This is a genomic window from Micrococcus sp. LASM2_SD2 (assembly GCF_057364565.1).
On record NZ_JBNFOB010000340.1, the window covers coordinates 1 to 1704 of the forward strand.

The window sequence follows — 1704 nt, forward strand, 5'->3', positions numbered from 1 at the left end:
CCACGGCGCGCAGCCGGAAGACGTGACCGCCGGGCTCAGTCGGCGGCCGACGAGCCCGGATGGGCGAGCACGCGCAGGGTGCGGGCGCGGTCCGCGGCGCTGATGCCCGTGGTGACGCCAGCGGCGGCGTCCACGGACACGGTGTACGCAGTGCCCTTGGGGTCCTCGTTGGTGGCCGTCATGGGCGGCAGGGCGAGGCGTTCGGCCCAGCCTGCCGGCATCGGGGTGCACAGCACGCCGGAGGTGTGGCGGATCGTGAACGCCGTCAGCTCCGGGGTCGCCCGGGAGGCGGCGAAGACGAGGTCGCCCTCGTTCTCCCGGTCCTCGTCGTCCACCACGACGACGGCCCGTCCGGCCGCGATCGCCGCGATCGCCTCCTCGACGGGGTCGAGTCGGATGGTGTCGCGGCTCATGCGCGGGCCTCCTTCCGCGGGGCGGATCCTGCCTGCGACGACGGGGCTGCTCCCGCCTGCGGCACGGAACCTGTCGTCTCCTGCGGCGCCGGAATCTGGGCAAGACGTTCGGCGTAGCGGGCCATCACGTCGGTCTCCACGTTGAGGCGGCGACCGGCCTCGACGTCCCCGAAGGTCGTTGCGGACAGGGTGGCCGGGATGAGGCCGACCTCGAACCAGTGGTCGGCGGCGTCCGGGGCGGACACCGCGGCGACGGTCAGCGAGGCCCCCTGCAGGGCGACGGCGCCCTGGGCCGGCAGGTAGCGGGCGAGCGAGGCGGACACGCCGACGCGCACGCGCCGCCAGGCCCCCTCGTCGGCCACCTCGAGCACGGTGCCCACCCCGTCCACGTGGCCCTGGACGAGGTGCCCGTCCAGGTGCTGGTGCGGGAGCAGGCAGCGCTCGAGGTTGACGCGGGAGCCGGGCTCCAGGTCGCCGAGGGCCGTCATGCGCAGGGTCTGGCCCATCAGGTCGGCGCGGAACACGCCGGATTCGGAGTCCGCGTCGTGGAGGGCGGTCAGGCAGACGCCGTCCACGGCGAGGGAGCCGCCCTCGGGCAGGCCGTCGAGCACGCCGGGGGCGTCCACGAGGATCGTCGCGACGTCCTCCTCCGGCCGGTGCACCAGCTCTCGGACCGTGCCGATGTGGGTGATGATCCCGGTGAACACGGTGTCACTCCTTCCCTGCGGCCGCGGCCGGCTGCAGATGGGTCCAGGTGTCGGGGCCGAGCGAGCGGACCGGTCCGCCCTCGGCGGGGTCGGGGGCCCAGCGCATGGCGTGGGCCAGGGTGTCCACGGTCAGTCCGGAGACGGCGGCCAGGCCGGCGCCGAGGAACGTCGGTGCGGTGTAGACGTGCAGCTCGTCGACGAGGTCGGCGGCGAGCCAGGCGGCCAGCACGGTCGGTCCGCCCTCGATCAGCAGGTGCTCGCAGCCTCCCCGTCCCTGGGGCCACGGCCCCGGGTGACGAGCGATCGCGGCGAGGACGTCCGCCGGGTCGTGCGTACGCACATGCAGCGGTTCCACCCCCGCCAGAGCGGGATGGCCGCGCAGGACCGCGGAGCCGGGGATGTCCCGGTGCCCCATGACCACGGGGACGGGCTGGGCGGAGGCGAGGGAGCCGTCGTCGTGCCGGGCGGTGAGGCGCGGGTCGTCGGCGAGGACGGTGCCGGTGCCCACGACGATCGCGTCCACGCGCCGTCGCACCGCATGGGCGTGGGCGCGGGACTGCGGCGAGGTGATCCACCGGCTGGTG

At 75.1% G+C, this 1704-nt stretch carries 3 protein-coding genes; all 3 read right to left on the minus strand.

The genetic code is table 11. From position 1 onward, the window contains the following. Window positions 1-35: 35 nt before the first annotated feature. Window positions 36-413: a 3,4-dihydroxy-2-butanone-4-phosphate synthase gene (locus AC2W7A_RS12160; RefSeq protein WP_485991570.1), complete on the minus strand. Its 378-nt coding sequence runs from the start codon at window positions 411-413 to the stop codon at window positions 36-38. After that, entirely contained in the window at window positions 410-1120 is a 711-nt protein-coding gene (locus tag AC2W7A_RS12165; protein WP_485991571.1) for a riboflavin synthase, read from the minus strand. Before AC2W7A_RS12165 ends, AC2W7A_RS12160 begins: the two co-directional genes overlap by 4 nt. Window positions 1121-1124: 4 nt before the next feature. Next, window positions 1125-1704: RibD family protein (locus tag AC2W7A_RS12170; RefSeq protein ID WP_485991572.1), on the minus strand; the 580-nt coding region annotated here is incomplete at its 5' end.